The 17194-nt window shown below is 48.8% G+C and carries 11 protein-coding genes; 1 reads left to right on the top strand and 10 read right to left on the bottom strand.

The features are described from left to right. Window positions 1-57: 57 nt before the first annotated feature. From MHH63_RS05295 to MHH63_RS05250, 10 genes are all read right to left on the bottom strand, one after another. Window positions 58-1440 carry an MATE family efflux transporter gene (locus MHH63_RS05295; RefSeq protein ID WP_076279225.1) on the bottom strand — a complete coding sequence of 461 codons (1383 nt, stop codon included), beginning with the start codon at window positions 1438-1440 and terminating at the stop codon, window positions 58-60. Between the two features lie 18 nt (window positions 1441-1458). Further along, complete coding sequence (locus tag MHH63_RS05290) at window positions 1459-1890, bottom strand: MarR family winged helix-turn-helix transcriptional regulator (protein ID WP_036683144.1); 432 nt, start codon at window positions 1888-1890, stop codon at window positions 1459-1461. Window positions 1891-2045: 155 nt separating this feature from the next. Further along, window positions 2046-4976 carry an insulinase family protein gene (locus MHH63_RS05285; RefSeq protein WP_076279226.1) on the bottom strand — a complete coding sequence of 977 codons (2931 nt, stop codon included), beginning with the start codon at window positions 4974-4976 and terminating at the stop codon, window positions 2046-2048. Window positions 4977-5047: 71 nt separating this feature from the next. Next, the gene (locus MHH63_RS05280; protein ID WP_340010923.1) at window positions 5048-7189 is read right to left on the bottom strand and encodes an S-layer homology domain-containing protein; all 2142 of its coding nucleotides are present in this window, start codon (window positions 7187-7189) and stop codon (window positions 5048-5050) included. A gap of 167 nt (window positions 7190-7356) precedes the next feature. Continuing rightward, a complete protein-coding gene (locus MHH63_RS05275; RefSeq protein WP_340010926.1) occupies window positions 7357-9162 on the bottom strand; it encodes a DUF4838 domain-containing protein in 1806 nt (601 codons plus the stop codon). A 26-nt stretch (window positions 9163-9188) separates the two neighbouring features. Next, complete coding sequence (locus MHH63_RS05270; RefSeq protein WP_341171292.1) at window positions 9189-10349, bottom strand: N-acetylglucosamine-6-phosphate deacetylase; 1161 nt, start codon at window positions 10347-10349, stop codon at window positions 9189-9191. After that, the gene (locus tag MHH63_RS05265; RefSeq protein ID WP_341171993.1) at window positions 10346-11047 is read right to left on the bottom strand and encodes a glucosamine-6-phosphate deaminase; all 702 of its coding nucleotides are present in this window, start codon (window positions 11045-11047) and stop codon (window positions 10346-10348) included. Before MHH63_RS05265 ends, MHH63_RS05270 begins: the two co-directional genes overlap by 4 nt. Before the next feature lie 124 nt (window positions 11048-11171). Beyond that, complete coding sequence (locus MHH63_RS05260) at window positions 11172-12734, bottom strand: extracellular solute-binding protein (protein WP_076186940.1); 1563 nt, start codon at window positions 12732-12734, stop codon at window positions 11172-11174. 43 nt (window positions 12735-12777) lie between these two features. Beyond that, window positions 12778-13647: a carbohydrate ABC transporter permease gene (locus MHH63_RS05255; RefSeq protein ID WP_076130282.1), complete on the bottom strand. Its 870-nt coding sequence runs from the start codon at window positions 13645-13647 to the stop codon at window positions 12778-12780. A gap of 15 nt (window positions 13648-13662) precedes the next feature. Beyond that, window positions 13663-14643 (bottom strand): ABC transporter permease, encoded by a 981-nt coding sequence (locus MHH63_RS05250; RefSeq protein ID WP_081383385.1) that lies wholly within the window; start codon window positions 14641-14643, stop codon window positions 13663-13665. A 263-nt stretch (window positions 14644-14906) separates the two neighbouring features. Between MHH63_RS05250 and MHH63_RS05245 the strand changes: the two genes are divergently transcribed. Then, window positions 14907-17189 carry a helix-turn-helix domain-containing protein gene (locus MHH63_RS05245; RefSeq protein WP_341171291.1) on the top strand — a complete coding sequence of 761 codons (2283 nt, stop codon included), beginning with the start codon at window positions 14907-14909 and terminating at the stop codon, window positions 17187-17189. The last annotated feature ends 5 nt before the right edge of the window (window positions 17190-17194 follow it).

The raw sequence follows: 17194 nt of genomic DNA, 5'->3' as shown, positions 1-17194 counted from the left end.
GAGCCAAGCTCCCGCAGTAAACAAAATCCATATTGAGTTTTACATAAAGCAATCGCGTTATACCGGCGTAACCTCTACAGCACCTTTTCCATCAACGCCCGCACTATTCAGCTTTTTCCGAAAAATCATAAACAAAACCACACCCATCACACTCGTTATTACCTCAGTCACAGTCATCGACCAAATCACACCATGCAGGCCAAAAATAGAATGCAATACGATAATCATCGGTATAAATAATACACCTTGGCTTATCGCCATAATAGTAGTGGGTGTGCCTTGCCCTGTTGCTTGAAAAATGCTCATAAATAATCCGGTAAATCCATTAAATAAAGCGGAGATCAGCATCGCTGCCAAAATATAAGTTCCCATGCTTAACACAGAAGGATCGCCTGAGAACCAATGAAGAATCGTTCCTCTAAACACATATACTAGACTCACAAAAACAACTGCAATGCTGCCTATATATGCAAAAGCGTATTTGATGCTGGATTTAAGTCTCTCCGTATTTTTACTAGCAAAGTTAAAAGCAAATAGCGGAATCAATCCCAAAAATAAACCCATCGATAGAAATTCTGGAATCTGCACAATTCTTAAAGCCACACCAAATCCGGCGACCACACTCTCCCCATATTGAATGGAATAGTTATTTAACAAAAGCGTGCTGACAATTAAAAAACTGGCTTGCAATAGCTCGGCTGTACCTATTTTATAAACCTCAAGCTGATCTCGTACAGATATCTTGAAATGCTTCAAAAATCCTCTTAAATGCTCACTTTTCGTTTCCAAAAAGTAAATATAATAAATGGCAGAGCCCAAATTTGCTAAAACCATAGCCAAAGCAGCTCCGGCAACATGCCAATTCAGCACGAGAATAAATAAAGGATCAAAAATCAAACTTAAAGCCGTACTGATAAAAATACCATACATCGATTCCTTCGAGGCACCTTCCGAACGGACCAGTTGTTCCAAAGCAAAATTAAGCACAACAGCAAATCCGCCTGCAAAAAGAGTGAGCACATAAGACTTCGTAAAGTCTAAGGTAGCAGCATCTGCACCAAGCATTCGCGTGATCGGATTAATAGCTAACCAAGCGATGAGCGCGATAAGAAGCCCCACTACAATACTCCCGTAAAAAGTATATCCGGCAACCTTTTTCCCTTTTTCCGTCTCTTTTTGCCCCGCCAAGCGAGTTATAAATGTTCCTCCGCCTACCCCCAGCACATTTCCAAAAGCCATTAAAACGGTAAAAATAGGCAGGCCCAGCGTGATTGCGGTCAGCATACTGGTATTGTGTAATAAGCCGATGAAGTAAGCATTGATTACATTATAAATAGTACCCACAGACATCCCAATCATCATGGGAATCGATAAATGAGCGATCGCTTTTTTCATGGGCGCCGACTCTAAATAATATTGATTTGACAACTCATTTGTCATAAGTGAACCTCCGAACGTTTATAAACTTGAACTAACTTTTTGAAGTAAAGACTTTAGGGTTGCAGTTTCTTCCGGACTAAGCGCCTTAGTAATGCTTGCTTCTACCTCAGAGAAAATCTCATTGAACTCTTCCACTAAAAGAGCACCTTTTTCCAATACAAAAATACTCTTTTGACGTTCATCATTTTCAGGAGTGACACGCTGGATATACCCTTTCTTCTCCAACCCCTGAAGCATACTGGTAATGCTCGCCCCCTTCCTGTTAAAGACCTCCGCTAAATCCTTCTGAATAACACCTTCTGCTTGATTCTCAAAAATATAGCCGATCATGCGGCCTTGTTGTGAGTTCAGACCTAACTCATTTAACCTGGTGTCAGCTGTACCTTTTATTTTTATCCCAATCTCTCGTATTAAATTAGAAAATGGTGTGTCTACCACGGGTTTGTTCATTGTTATTTCCTCCTCTTGCGGATTAGTTAGAACTCTAAGTAACATCATTATCATAATAGATAGAACTCTAACTGTCAAGGTTCTAACTAAATACAAAAACTCCTCTCCAGCACTTGTCGAGTAGACAGGTACTGAAGAGGAGTTTATAGAGAGAATTACATCACAAGTTCTTCTAGGTTTCCAAATAAGACTTTTGTTGATTTCAGCTTGGATTCATTGCCGACAACTGTGAAATAATTTTGTTCCGTCACAGCCTTAAGCAAATCGGCATACTGTCTGATGTCTTCCGGTGTGGTCGACAAGATTTCATCCCGTTCCTGCTGCAGCTCGGCCCCGGTTACCTGTTCAAAATAATGCCGGTCCGCCCGCCGTCCCTGAGCGCTTGGGCTCAGCGGCTGGTCCAACATGGACAGGGTGCCGATAATTGCTTTGGTCATCTCGTCGGCATCCGCTTCATATCCTTCGGTGAATCGGTACGCCTGATCATAAACCTCCAGCGTCTCCTGCAAATTGGGATCACGGTAGGAAGTGAACATCAATATCCCATCTCTGCGCAGCATCAGGCTGCCGCCATAAGCTCCGCCCTTCACGCGCACGGCATTCCACAGATAGGTGAGGCTCATGATTTTTTTGAGCACCTGCATTTTGCCGGAATACGTAAATCCTAGCTTGTTGAAGTCGTAGCCTTTAACCACATATTGCACCTGGCTGGAAGACATAAAACCTTCATTATCCGCATGCCCCTGCGCCGTAATCTTAGGTTTATTCACCACTGGCCGATCCTGAATATCCAGCTTCGCTACATTAGCGGCGAATTCTTCATACAAATCAGGGGTACCCGTCACGCTGATGATTAAATTCTGTTTATTGAATAAAACCGTACAGATATCCTTCAGCGTGTCTGCCACCTCAGCTCCCTGCTGATCGATCTTCTCGGCAAGCTCACGGATAAAGCGGTAATAGGCCACGCCACCCTGTTGTTCCTGATACGCTCCCATGTCCGAAAAATAAGACATCAGGCGGCTGGCCGCGATTTCATTACCTTTTTGATTCAGGACGGATTCCATCTGTGAGGCTTCCCGCCGGACGATTTCCTGTAGCTTCGTCAAGTTATCGAGCGCGCTGGTATAGAGCATCTCACGCAGCAGATCCAGCGATTCGCCAATATGCCCCGCCATCACCTTAACCTGCGCAGTGAATTTAGGCTGATAACTGGCCCCAGTATCTTTTGCAGCGCCAAAGATCTCATTTTTGAAATGAATGCCTCCGGTTTTGATCCCAATTTCACTAGTGAGCTCTTCAATGCTGTAAGAAGCTGTCTCCATTTGGCCCAATACCTCTGCCAGCAGCACAAGATAAGGAATTTGCTCAGGAGCCACAACACTCGTATCCCAATAAAACTTGCAGTACGCAATCTTTTGAGTAGATACGTCATGGTGGATCAGCTTTAGACCCTCAAGGTTATATTCATGGGATGGCACCTGAGGTTCAGCACTGCGGTTAATGTCCTGTAGAGATAAACTTGGCAGCTTCTGCAAATCCTCGGTTGCATCTGCACGACCTTGCCGCGCCAGAAGATGCTGTGTACTCTGCACAAGCTGCTCCAGCTGGTCTGGTTGCTGTGATGATTTGTATTCACTTAATTGACGCTGGGTGCTCGCTTCCTTGTCGGCTGCAATCGTCTTGGACGGGTTCAGCACCACCAGACTGCAATGATCACTGTTCAGTAAGTAGACCTCAATCAGCTTCTCAAAATAACGATCCGTTATCTTTTCCCGAATGGTAGTGAATACCTCTTCATAAAGCATATGAGTAGACGGCTGACCGTCATAGAGCCAGGACTTCATCACTTCGATATTGTAAGTAAGTCCCTTTGGATATCGGCTAAAGTCCGCTTCCCGCAGCTCAAATTCCTTGCTGTTGACCGCCGCCAGCACCAGCTTCTCATCCAGCCCGTTCTTAACCAAGCTGCTTAATGTGGTCTTCACCAGCTCCACGAAGGCATCTTTGGCGGAGGCGTTCGAATGTGTCAGGGTAATGCCAAGCAGCGGCTGAACCATACTGTCGGAATAAAAAGCAAAGGCATCTTTACCCAGACCGCTTTCCAGCAGGGCTTGCTTAAGCGGAGCTGCATTGCTGTCCATCAGCATGCTTTTCAAAATATCAAAAGCCAGATTCAGTTCCCGATCCGTAGAGGTTCCAATTACATAGTTCAGACTCAAATAAGTTTTGTCGTCGGCCGTTTCTGCTTCCAGAATCGGATAATCCGCTACCAGCTCCGTCATTCCGGTAGGCTGTTGTAGGGGAATGGAGGTATCAAAGCTGTTTTTTTCATAACGGCTAAGGTATTCCTGGTCTATAAATTGCAGCTTCTCTTCAATAGAGACGTCTCCGTACAGATAAAAATAACTGTTGGACGGATGATAATAATTGCTGTGCGCCTCAAGAAATTGCTCATACGTAAGCGCAGGAATCTCCTGCGGATCTCCACCTGAAGAATGACGGTAAATCGTGTCTGGATACAACGACTTTTTGATCCTGTCCATCAGTACCGTAAACGGCGAGGAATAGGAACCCTTCATCTCGTTGTAAACCACGCCTTTATAGATCAGCTCAGCTTCTGTTTGCTGAAGCTCGTAATGCCAGCCCTCTTGCTCAAAAATCTCCTTTTGCTTATAAATATTCGGCTGAAAAACACTATCCAGGTAGACCTCCATCAGATTGGAGAAATCCTGCTCATTCCGGCTCGCCACCGGATACATCGTCTTATCCCCAAACGTAAATGCGTTCAGGAATGTCTGCATCGAACCCTTTAGCAATTCTACAAAAGGTTCCTTCACCGGATATTTCTCCGAACCACATAATACAGAATGCTCCAAAATATGAAAGACCCCTGTACTATCTTCAGGCGGGGTCCTGAAGCTCACGCTGAATACCTTGTTGTCATCCTGATTCTGCACGAAAAGCAGCCTGGCGCCGCTCTTCAGATGTTCCATCGTGAATACGGCGGAATCGATCTCCCGGATAAATTCCTCATTAACGACCTGAAATCCATAATATATATTGCCTGTGATCAAGCGGCTCATAGATTTGCCTCCTCTGCACTGGATGTGATAACTCTATCTGAAGCTTATCATATCCCTGGACGTTTATTCCATTAATAGAAGGCTTCCGGGATTAATTTCTGCAGTCTGACTAAAATTGCCGCTGCCTGCTCACGCACCAGAATCTGCTTTGGATCGAAGCGGCCCCCGCTGCCGGTCATTACTTCATGTTCATTCACGGCCTGAATCGCCTGGCGGCTCGCCTCTGACAAACTGGAAGTATCGGCAAACTTCACACGGTCCGGGCTGCCGTACGTAGACAACCGGGCGGCTTTGGTTACCATAACCGCCGCTTCTTCCCGCGTAATACCGCGGTCCGGCTCGAACTTACCGGTTGGAGAGCTGATAATGCCCAGCTCCTCAGCCTTGGCGATGGTACGGCTGTACCATTTGTCCGCCGGAACATCCTTAAAGCTAGAAGTGGCCTTGGCATCGGGGAACTCATGCAATAGCCGCAGCAGCAGGGTCAGAAATTCAGCCCGGGTCAGCTTCTGCTTAGGAGCCAGCACATTTCCGCTGGCACTCACGCCCTGAATATATCCGCTGCTGAGCGCTGTTGCGATATCCAAACGTGCCCAAGCTGCGACTTTATTGGCATCCGTAAAGCTGGCCAATTCCGGGGAAGAGACATGCAGCGCAAACGTCCGTTTGGAAAGTGCTGGAGCGGCATCTTTACGGTATTTGGTGACTTGCACAGGATAGACACCGGGCTTCATGCCGGCAAATGACACCTTTCCCGTGCTGTCAGCCACTACGCTTTTTCCTTGAAGTGTCACAGTAGCGCCGAAAGCCGGAAGACCGCCCAGCTGACCGTTTGACTTGGTGATATGGAGGGAAAACGGCATATTGGCGCTTGCGTATCCACCCATTTCCTGGCCGTTTTTATCTTTCCATTTCACTTCCATCCGGTCAAGCAGTTCTGTATCGTCCGCGTAGTAAACAAGCAGCTGATCCCCATTGCCTATCGTCAGTCTGTACGGGCTATTCTCAGGATACATCCATGCACTGCCCCCGCTGAATACAGCAATCTTCCATTCTCCGCGTCCATTGTATCGCCCGTTCTGAATCCCCTCGATAGCTGTGAAGGCCGGTTTAGCTGCATCCGCATTCAGCTTATACGCCAGACCCTTCGCCTGTAAAAAAGCTGCCGCTGCCTTCACAGCATCTCCGCCAACAATATGCCCCCCGGCAACGGTGCCACCGGGTCCTTCGACCTGAATTGTTGCCCGGTCAAGTCCAGCATGATGCAGTCCGCTATACAGCATGCCAGCCTGCTTGGACAGCAGCTTATAGGAAGTCAGGGCAAGATAGGCTTGCACAGTTGCGGGACTATCGTTTCCTCCGCCTGCTGTCTGCGCAAAGCCGCCACCCGGGAGCTTCCGCGCTAGCAAATGGTCCAGCAGCGAGGCTCCGCCTTCCTTGGTGAAATCTGCTGCATCGACTCCCTGCGAGGATAAAGCAACAATCACCTGCGCTGTCGTCGCAGTTTTACCATCGAACCCTCCGTCTAGCTGCTGCTTGCTCTTAAGCCACAACAAAGCCTTCTCGATCGGCTGCGCTGTTTGTTCTGAACTCACTTCCGAAGCAAGTGCGGTTAGTACCCAGGCAGTAGCTACCAGATCTCCTTGCTTCTGCCCGGCCAGCGGCCAGCTGCCGTCCGCTAGCTGCATATCAAGCAGCTGATAAAACAACAAATCGGGGTAACGGTTTGTCCGCTCCAATGAATTTGAAATGGAATTCTTCGAGGTAATATAGGCGGCTGCTACCGCTGCTGCCCCTTCCGAATCAATTCCGTCATGATTCATCAGGAATGGATAAAGATCAATACCAGCGATGTTGTTGATGTTGCCCCCCGCAGCACTGTAAGCCAGCGCTGTTCGAGTTAGCTCTGCCACCTTGGTGAACTTGCCCCGCTGTTCCAGAATCTTATCGGCAGTCTGCTCCAGATATCCCTTGGGCAGACTGCGCCCATTCTTGAAGAAACCTACGGCTGCTTCGTCCGGGAATGGCTGTATCGTCAGCAGCACATTCTGTGCCCCTTCCAAGGCACTCTGCATCTCCGCTGTGAATACCGCGGTTGTCTTTTGTGCCGGAGACGGCTCCGCCATTACCCTGCCACTCAGCAATACAAGCAAAATACATAATGCGGTAAGTGTAACCTTCCTTATAGTCCGGTTTATGGGTGTAGCTCTCATATTCATTCTCCTCCAATGTAGTTTGCTAGAACTTTATAAGTTAGACGCTGCAAACTGGGATTTAGTTCCTGAATATGTTGTAATATGTAGCTTCATCCAGCTATGAATTAAAAAAAGACCGCACTGCTACCCGCTTACACGATAGCCCTACGATCTTTTCAAAACTCTTATTCTACCTGAGCAAACCCCAGCTCACGGTATAATGTCCGCTCCAGATAATCGTGAAGATAGAAGCGGGATTTCACAAAATGCTCCGCCATATCGGATGGCTGGTAACGCTCCAAAGCCGCTTTCATGCGAGGCAAAACGTTCTCACGTCCGCGGCGATTTCGCATGTAATTGTTCAGCAGCGAGTGCCTTTCCGCTTCGTCTCCCGGATAGAGCTCCCAGCGGTAGACATATTTGTGGATCGCCCGCGAACGGTCCGTCGCCGCTTCAAAATCATGCATAATGGCAATCAGCTCTGCTTCATCCTTATGATCCTTCACCTTGTCCAACAGCTTCCAGATAACATCATAATAATCTTCCAGCTGATAATTCCCGAGCTGAGCGTGACCTGTTCTAGGACCGATGCCATGAAACTGCTCCATGAATCGATCGATAAATGTTGCTGAGTCCGCTTTACGGTTCCAGGCCAAATCGGCGTGCAGCAGCATCGGATACCACGTCGTTTCAAAGATCCCATAAGGAACACCAAGGCTGAACGGCCCTGTCCAGTTCGTGGCGACGATGCAACCGAGGTCCAGCTTATCCGCTGTCTCCGCCCATTGGAGCAGATTATCCGTCCGGTTCAATAGTACCGGATAATTCTGATGTTCAGCCCAGTCAAAGCTGCGAACCGCCGGTGCTCCCATAACCTCGATGCCTAGTGACCTGAATTTATCCGCAAGAGAAGAAACCTCAGCTTCAATATTACGTCCGTTGTATATCCAGATCATCGCTGCACTCCGCTTATCCAGCTTTGCCAGTTCCTCCGGCGGGCATTTGTCCAGCATGTCATGCCAGAAAATCACTTTTTTACCACGGCTGGCTGTAAATTCAATCAAAGTGTTCAAAAAAGCGATAAAAGCCCGCTCCCGTACCCCTCCGAACAACGTTTTACAGCGTTCGCATTCACATAAGCTGTACACCTCGTCGCAGCCGAGGTGAATATAACGGGAATCCGGATGAGCATCCATCATCTCCTGTAACAGATCGGTAATCAGCTCGAAGGATTCCGGATGCGATGGACAGATCTCCCCGAGGGATAACTCCGTTTCGCGCAAGTGCCGCCAAGCGTCGTGGCGGAGTACATACTCCAGATGCCCGAAACTCTGCTGCAGCGGAATGATCTCAATAAAATATTCATGGGCTGTACGTTTCAGTTCCTCTAGCTGTGTGAGGCTTAACGAATGCTGAGGATGCACGAATTCCGGGTACTTCTGGAACGGGAATTTATCTTCGTATTCAATCAGAACTGCATTCGTTTTATACCGGGCAAAATCCGCCAAATACGATAGCAGCAGCTCTGGCTTGGAAAATGTCTGGCGAAGATCAAAGTTCATCACCCGCAAGGTAGTGTCAGGCCAGTCCGTGATAGACACAGCAGGAACTTCCCCTACTGACTTAAGCAGTTGTAGTAACGTTTGTAGCCCGTAAAACAGACCCGGCGCATCCAGTGCACGGATTACCACCCGGCGCTCCGACACCTCCAGCCTGTACCCTTCCGCCCGGCCGTTAAGCAATTTCAGATCCACTTCATCTGGCTGTGCTCCTTTCGTTTCTGGCTGCGAGAGACTCTGAAGAATAAGTGAATATCCTTTTCCCGAGATAACATGTGTACATTCCAGCTCCGGAAACGAGCGGCGGCAATGAACCACTAGTCTCGGATCATGCTGCTCCATATAGAGGCTCAGGCTTACATCCTCGCTGAACTCAAAAGCTTCGCCCTCTTTCACTTGGATCTGCTTCGGTTGCGGTATCAAGCTCTGCATCGTTCTCCTCCTAATCTTTGCTGTAATTAATTACTGCAAGCCTTGCTATGACCCTTTTTCCAGCATTCCAGCACGGTAAGTGTCCTGTCGTCATAGCAGAAGCTCACGAGATCGGCAGGTGCTCCAGCCCTAAGCCCTGCCGCCTGCTCCAGCCCCAGCAAAGTAGCCGGATGAGCAGAAGCACAATCCCAGGCTTCATCCAGCCGGGCTAATCCAGCCTCCGCAAGATAGGCCACCTGATCTGGAAGCATCATGGCGGAACCTGCAAGCAGCTGCTGATTGCCAGCCAGATGCAGCCGCCCTTCTGCTGTTAATACAACCTCCCCACCAATGTGCAGGTGATAAGTTCCCGGCGGCATTCCGCTCAGTGATACAGCATCGCTGACCAAGATGGTGCGGCTGCGCTTCATCCGTAGGATTACTTTCAACAGAGCGGGTGGTAAATGTTGGCCATCTGCAATCATACAGCCGTATAGTTCATCCGCCGCCAGCTGCTCCCACAAATAGTTGGGATGACGGGGCAGCGTCAGATGTGTGCCATTGCCGAGATGCGTAGACATCACCGCTCCTGCGGCAACCGCCTCCCTAATCTGCTCGGGGGAAGCTGCTGTATGCCCTATGGAAACAAGGATGCCTGATTCACTGCACCGGGCGATAAATGCAGCGGCGTTTGCCCATTCCGGGGAGACGGTGAGGATACGGATAAGCCCTTCAGCCGCTTCTTGCCAGCGGCATAACATATCCCAATCCGGCGGGCCAATATGTTCCCTTGGATGGGCGCCGCGTGGACCCTCTTCTGGTGACAGAAAGGGACCTTCCAAATGAATTCCTACAATCCCCCCAGCAGCTTCCGGATACAGCGAAGCGGCTTCCGCAATGGCGGAGACCGCTTGAGCCAGCGCTTCTTTGCCATTAGTAATCAGAGTTGGACAATAGCTGGTTACCCCGTTTCCTAGCAAAAGTCCGGATAGTTCCAATACCGTGGAAGGCTGTAAAGGCAGCGTGTTGAGATCCAGCCCCCAGCCCCCGTTCACTTGCAGATCCACCAACCCGGGTGCCAGCCAGGGCCAATCGGCCCTGGCTGGACTCTCCGCAAGTTCGGTGACCGAAGTGATTCGCCCCTGCTCGACACTTACCTCAACCGGCCGCCCAGTTTTATAGTGCTTTCCCTTAATTGGCGCGTTCATAGGCCGAAGGCAGCCCGATCCGTGAACATCGTGATCTCCGGATGGGTGCGCAGAATAGTAGCTGGACATGCCGTGCTGATCGAATCATGAAGTGCCGCGTGTAAAGCCTTGCGTTTGGACACTCCCGGTACAATTCCGTACAGGTGACGGCCAGCCAGCAAGGCTGGTACCGTAAGCGTCAGCGCATGGGTTGGCACCTCGTCCAGCGAGGTAAAACAACCGTCATTCACCTGCTGGCGGCGGCAGGCTTCCTCCAGTTCGACCGCTTTGACCAACTGCGGGTCGGTAAAATTAGCGACTGGCGGATCATTAAACGCGATATGCCCGTTTTCCCCGATCCCGAGGCAAACGATATCAATAGGCGCCTCGCTCAACAAAGCCGAATATCTCTGGCATTCCTGCACCATATCAGCGGCGAGACCATCCAGCAGTTCTACCCGGCCAGGGTTAACCCGACTGTATAGCCGATCTGTCAAAAAACGGCCGAAACGCTGGGGAGCCGAAGCCGCAAGGCCAATGTATTCATCCATATGAAAAGCATTGACCCGGGACCAATCCATCCCCTGCTCCCGCACCAGCCCCTCGTACAGTTCATTTTGCGAAGGTGCGGCAGCAAACACAATTCGGACCTGACGCGCAGAATCTTGAAGCAAAGCTCTAATTTTCTGCGCAACCTGCGATGCCGCCGCAGCGCCCATCAGGTTACGATCTTCATAAACCTGAACGGACATCTGCTCCACTCTGTGTGTCTCTAAAGGCTTAATGATGTCATTCATCCCGCTCATCCTTTCCGGGCAACTATTGTCCTTGGCACCAGACAGATTAATTCCCGTTTAACTGAATGTTCTGAACACGGTCGTAAGCTTCCTTATAAGTAGCCAGCAGCTTATCCACGCCGAGATTGTTCATCTCCTCCACATATTTGTCCCAGTCGGCCAGCTTTCGGGAGCCGGTAACAAACTTGGCAAAGCTTTCATCGCGGTGTTTTTGGATCGCCTGGCCGGTTATCGCAATAATTTCATTCTCTTTCTCCGTAAATGCAGGCCGTGGCTGCATCATGGACGGATCATATTTCGTCGCTTCTTCAAAGGCATACTTCAAATTGTCTGAGAACAACGACAGATGTGCACCAAAGTCGATCCAGGTGTACGTTCCGCTAGTCTGAAGTCCTGTCTGCTTCCGCATTTCGATCACATCGTTGTACTCTGGTTTGAACTTGATCGTGTCGCCTTCCTTCACATATGTCTCACCCTCCACGCCCCAGCTGCTGAGCGTACGTCCCTCTTCGGAATAGAAAAAGTCCATATAACTCATCACATCATCGATGTTCTTCGAGGTTGAAGCCACGGTTAGGCCACCTTCCATATAATGAAAATACGGGTTCAGTTGCTTGCCACCGGCAATGCCCGCTGGAGGAGCCATAAACTGCATGTTGAACTCCGGATTTTCCTGCTGCATCGCATTGTTAAAAAAATCGATCCGGCTGATGTAATCAATGGTCACAAACGATTTGCCCGTGGATACCATGTCCTGCCATTGCTTAGTTTGCAGAGATAGAAAGTCGGGCGGAATCAGCCCTTCGTCATAAAATATTTTCCACATACCAACCATTTCCTTGTAACTATCTTCCGTGGGTCCAAAAAGCCACTCTTTTTTATCAAAATCATAATAAGCCCCTTCACCCGTCCCGTAATTCACTGTCATATTGGCATTCATTTCATCGGGAATTTGTCCGTAGCGGATCGAAAGCGGATAGCTGTCCGGATATTTTGCCTTCAAGGTTTTTAGAGCTGTATGCAGCTCCTCATATGTGGCTGGTGCCTGGATTCCTTCTTTATCAAAAATGTCTTTACGGTATAACCAGATCATGCGGTTCGTCTCGCCAAAGCCCTGATTCGGGAACATATACATTTTGCCATCAGCAGACAGTGCAGCCTTCGCTTCCTGTGGATACTGCTTTACCCAGGCGGTCAGATTCGGCATTTTGTCCATATACTCCATCAAATCCACCAACGCACCCTGTTGCCCGAATTTATTCGATTCTTTGCGGTTAGGCATATACATCAGATCCGGCATTGCCTTCGAGGCAATCGCCAGGTTCAAGCTCTCTTCAAGCTTCCCTGAAGGGGTCTGCACCTCGAGTGTGACACCGGTTTTCTCCTTCAGCCAGCTCCAAATGGGCCAGCTTTTCGAATAAGGGAACGTAGCATTGTTGTCTAAGAGCGCAGTGAAGGTTTTTTCCGTTTTGGACGAATCAGTAGGTGAAGCGGTACTGCTGCCCTGAGTATTACTCTGCGGCGAGGTGTCATTGCCCCCTCCGCTGCAGCCAGTTACTACGGTTGCTGCAATCACCAGTGGCAGCAGTACAGATTTCCATTTGTTCATTACGATCTCTCCCTTATGCTGAATTTTTGACGGTTCCACCCGCCTATCCCTTAACCGCGCCAATCATGGCCCCCTTAACGAAATACTTCTGTACAAATGGATACACAATCAGAATCGGAAGCGTCGAGACCATAATCGTCGCGTACTTCAGCGATTCTTCTATCACCATGTTGTCACCTCCAATGCTAGTAACATCTCCCGAGCTAGCACTGCCAGCCAGCACCAGATTGCGCAGCAGAACTTGCAGCGGGAACAAATCCGGTGAGCGCAGGTAGAGCAGCGGGTAAATAAAGTTATTCCACATGCCAACCGCGTAAAAGAGCGCTATGGTGGCGAAGGAAGCCTTGGAAAGCGGAACAATAATACGGATAAATATGCCGATATCATTCAGTCCGTCGATGCGGCCAGACTCCTCCAGCTCTTTAGGAATGCCGGAGAAAAAGGTCCGCATCAGAATCAGATTCCAAGTGCTAACTGCCCCCGGCAGCACCATGCCCCATACGGTGTCGACCAGATCCAGGGAGCGAACCACGAGGAACGTGGGAATCATCCCTCCGCTGAAAAACATCGTCACCACAATCAACAGGGTGAAGCTCTTGCGCAGTGCCATATCACTGCGTGAGAGTGCATAGGCACCCGTGGAGGTGACCACCAGCGAGATAAGGGTGCCAAGCACGGTGTAAATGAGTGTATTTTTGTAAGCCACCCAGATTTGCGAATCTCCGAGTACAAGCTTATACATATTCAGGTTAAAACCCTTAGGCCAGAAAGAAACTGTATTCTTCATGACATGCACATCACTACTGAGAGAGACAGCGAGCATATGCAGGAACGGATAAAGCGTGACCACCACAACCACGAGAAGGATAAAAGTGCTCACGACATTAAACCAGGATAAACGGGGTGATCTCATCACCACACCTCTTTTCTACCATAAACTTGTCTCGCTTACACGGCGGCTGATGTAATTTGCTGTATAGATGAAGATCAAGCTAATCACGCCCATAAAAAGATCAATAGAAGCGCCATAGCTGAAGTTCCCCTGCACCATACCCACCCTATAGACATAAGTACTGATAATATCCGCTGTGTCGTAGATCGCCGGGTTCTGCATCAGGAACACCTTCTCGAAGCCAATCTCGAGCACTTTACCGATATTAAGAATCAAGGTGATCACGATGGCGGGTGAAATGCCGGGCAAGGTGACATGCCATATTTTACGCATGCGGCTGGCTCCGTCCATATCAGCGGCTTCATACAGCTGCGGGTCGATAGCGGTCAACGCGGCCAAGTAGATAATGGTCTCCCAGCCGATATGCTGCCAGATCTCCGACAGGACATAAATACCGCGGAACAATCCAGGATCGTTCATGAAATTGATCGGTCCAATCCCTATGGCACCAAGCAGATTATTAATCAGCCCTCCGGTTGGGGATAAAAACATGATCACCATACTGGCAACAATGACATTTGAGATAAAATGTGGAAGATAACTTACGGTCTGCACAACTCGTTTGAAAGCAGCCTTGCGCACCTCATTAAGCAGAATCGCCAGCAGAATGGGTGCCGGGAAGCCAAAAAACAGCTTATATAAACCAAGCAGAAAAGTGTTTTTCATCAGCGGCCAAAAATCGGGATTCTCTATAAACATCCTGTAATATTTGAGTCCCACCCAATCACTGGCCCAAATCCCTTTAAAAAGATTGTAATCCTTGAAAGTGATAACTAATCCAAACATCGGTGCATAGCGGAAGATCAAATAATACAACAGGCACGGCAGGAACAGCAGCCAGAGCGCCTTGTTTTTATTCCAAGTTCGAAGGATTCCCGCTTTGTGGCGTTGAGGTCGTTGGGGTCGCCGGTGCACTTTCTTTCGCATTTTGTCCTGCACTACGCTAGCTTGGGCCATATGCATGTCTCCTCTTGTTAAAATGATCATAACTCATATAGATGTCAGATTACTTCCCCCTTTTTCCTGGGATTTGTCTCCGAATTATAGCTGCATTTCTTTGGAAAGCGCTATCTACATGTTATATAACATTTCGCCTTAACTGCGGATTTCCATAGAATAGCGTACAAATCAGCAAAATTGCATATTGTTGGTGTTAGCTTTTTGCCGCTATGATAGAATTAATCCAATTCATTTACGGGTGCATCCAAAGGGGGATACATATGAAGGGATCCGTTACAGGCAAATTTGCGCTGAATGCCCTGTTCGTTAAGCTGATGCTAAGCTTCCTCAGTGTCATCTTGATTTTGGCATCATTTAATCTGTTCTCCCATCTGTATTTAAGCGGCAAAATCTATAAGGAGATGATCCGGCAAAATGAGCTTGGCCTCGCACAAACGGTCGAAGGCTACGAAAATCATTTCCGGTTGACCCAGAACATGATTCTTGCCCTCACCCAATCCGATTCATGGACTGCCAATCTAGGCATTCTAAGCCACCTCAAAGAGAACCGACGATATGATATCCCGGCAGAAGTGATATCGGATCTCTCAACGCTGTATGCTAATCCTTTTCTGCATATCGAAAATTTCATTCTTTATTTTAAAAAGGAAAATTATGTACTGGAGAGGGAGGGCCTAAGCAGCGCCGCAGATATGTTCGGTAAATACTACTTCAGTGCAGAATACCCTCCGGAGTACTGGATCCGGCAAACGATGGACAATCAATTTTTAAAAGTCATGCCCGCCGTAACCTTTACCGAGAAAACCATACATTCCACCCGTACGCTCGGAAGGTTAATGCCAGTGCTGGTCAAAGCGATTCCTTATGAGGAAGTGTACGGCATTGTCATGCTGAATCCGCAGCTGATGCAGGCCGCCTACGGAGATGCCGGCAATACCCCGTTCTATATCCTGGATGCGCAGAAGAATCTATTGTTCTCTACATCAGAGGGTAAACTGCAAACAAGCCAGCTTCCGGTAAGTGGCAATGCCCATGAGCGGGTCGGAGACCAATATTACTTCTATGAAAAAGGTAAACAGACTGGATTCACCTATATCCGAGTGACCCAGGTGGCGGCTATTGCTGCGGAAATGCGGGGGATGCAGCTATTGCTGGCTGTATTACTCTCTGCCGCAGTACTGATCAGTGTTCTCTCATCCCTAATCTTCAGCCACCGGCTTAACCAACCGCTCCAGCGCCTGATTGCCGCCTTGGACCGTAAGGCAGGCAGCCGGCCTGAAAAATTGAGCAGTGTGAAGGAATTCGCCATTATCGGCGACCGCCTGAGCTCCATTTTGGAGAGTAACCGCTTCATCCAGACCGATCTTGATCATAAGAACTCACTGGTGCGCCAATATGCCTATACTCATAAAGTGAAAAATATCCCGCTGAGTAAAAGCCTCGCGGAGCTTGAAGATGTAAGGCAATCCGAACAGCCCTATGCCTCCATTCTGTTCAAGGTCAGCTTCAAAACCTTACCGGACGAATTGGAGAAACACACACTGATGTTATGGAAGCTGGTTCAAAACTTGATCACTGGTGGTGAAAGCGAAAGCGTCGCACTCCAGCCGGAACATGATCAGCTCATGTTGCTCCTGTTCAATCCCGGACCGCAGAGCAGTTTTCTGCAGGCTCTTGATACCCTTAAGGAGCTGCTGGATTCGGAGACATCCTTATATCTGACTATTGCTGTAAGTCCGGTATATTCAGGCGAAACCTCATTTACCGATGCCTACAATAATCTATCAATGTTGTTAAATGAGCGTAGATTGAACGGGGAAACACAAATTATCGTAGAACCTAGAGCCTCATCCGCCAAATCCTTTCATTTAAAGGTGACACACGGAGAGGAGCTGCACAATCTGCTGCAGTCTGCCAATGAGGAGGCTGTATTCGCTTGGTTGGATCGTCAGCTGGAGCAGCTGCAGCACAAAGACGCAGCGGCGGCGGATTTTCGGGCATTTGCCTTGGGAGCAGCGGAACAGACGAGCAAAACGGTGACGAGGCTGAATCTGCCCCAAGCGGAGCGTCTCTTACCACCCCCACTAGAGCCATTTAACGCTTTCCACTCAATGGATCAATACAAGGAATGGCTGCGTGATCTGGTTCGTCCTGTGCTCGTGGTCATCAGTAGCCGCTCGGAGTCGCGCGACCCCATTATCAGCTTTGTGCTGGATTACTTAGACAAACATTACGGCGAGGACATCAACCTCAACCTAGTAGCAGACAAGTTAAATTTAACTCCAGGTTACCTGTCCAGCATTTTTAAAGAGAAAACAAACATCAACTTCAGTGAATATCTGAACAATCTGCGGATTGAGCGGGCCAAAGAGCTGCTAATGAATCTGGAACTGCGGATTCAGGATATCGCGCTTCAGGTCGGTTATCAGAACGTAAATTCCTTCATCCGTATGTTCAAACGTTGTGCCGGAATAACTCCGGGCGAATACCGCAAGCGCTATTCCCGTGATGATTCACTCCCCTCCTCCGGCCTTGGCTTGTAAAGAGG

Origin of the sequence: Paenibacillus sp. FSL H3-0310 (genome assembly GCF_038002785.1) — a bacterium.
Taxonomy (GTDB): Bacteria; Bacillota; Bacilli; order Paenibacillales; family Paenibacillaceae; genus Paenibacillus_AQ; species Paenibacillus_AQ odorifer.
Note: the sequence above shows the minus strand (reverse complement) of the source record. Positions and strands in the feature narration are given on the sequence as shown.

What these genes read in the sequence shown, in the direction of transcription:
- MHH63_RS05275 (WP_340010926.1), bottom strand. Translation starts at nt 9,162, where the DNA reads ATGCAGAGCTTGATACCGCAACCGAAGCAGATCCAAGTGAAAGAGGGC.
- MHH63_RS05270 (WP_341171292.1), bottom strand. Translation starts at nt 10,349, where the DNA reads ATGAACGCGCCAATTAAGGGAAAGCACTATAAAACTGGGCGGCCGGTT.
- MHH63_RS05295 (WP_076279225.1), bottom strand. Translation starts at nt 1,440, where the DNA reads ATGACAAATGAGTTGTCAAATCAATATTATTTAGAGTCGGCGCCCATG.
- MHH63_RS05290 (WP_036683144.1), bottom strand. Translation starts at nt 1,890, where the DNA reads ATGAACAAACCCGTGGTAGACACACCATTTTCTAATTTAATACGAGAG.
- MHH63_RS05250 (WP_081383385.1), bottom strand. Translation starts at nt 14,643, where the DNA reads ATGGCCCAAGCTAGCGTAGTGCAGGACAAAATGCGAAAGAAAGTGCAC.
- MHH63_RS05265 (WP_341171993.1), bottom strand. Translation starts at nt 11,047, where the DNA reads ATGGGCGCTGCGGCGGCATCGCAGGTTGCGCAGAAAATTAGAGCTTTG.
- MHH63_RS05280 (WP_340010923.1), bottom strand. Translation starts at nt 7,189, where the DNA reads ATGAGAGCTACACCCATAAACCGGACTATAAGGAAGGTTACACTTACC.
- MHH63_RS05285 (WP_076279226.1), bottom strand. Translation starts at nt 4,976, where the DNA reads ATGAGCCGCTTGATCACAGGCAATATATATTATGGATTTCAGGTCGTT.
- MHH63_RS05260 (WP_076186940.1), bottom strand. Translation starts at nt 12,734, where the DNA reads ATGAACAAATGGAAATCTGTACTGCTGCCACTGGTGATTGCAGCAACC.
- MHH63_RS05245 (WP_341171291.1), top strand. Translation starts at nt 14,907, where the DNA reads ATGAAGGGATCCGTTACAGGCAAATTTGCGCTGAATGCCCTGTTCGTT.
- MHH63_RS05255 (WP_076130282.1), bottom strand. Translation starts at nt 13,647, where the DNA reads ATGAGATCACCCCGTTTATCCTGGTTTAATGTCGTGAGCACTTTTATC.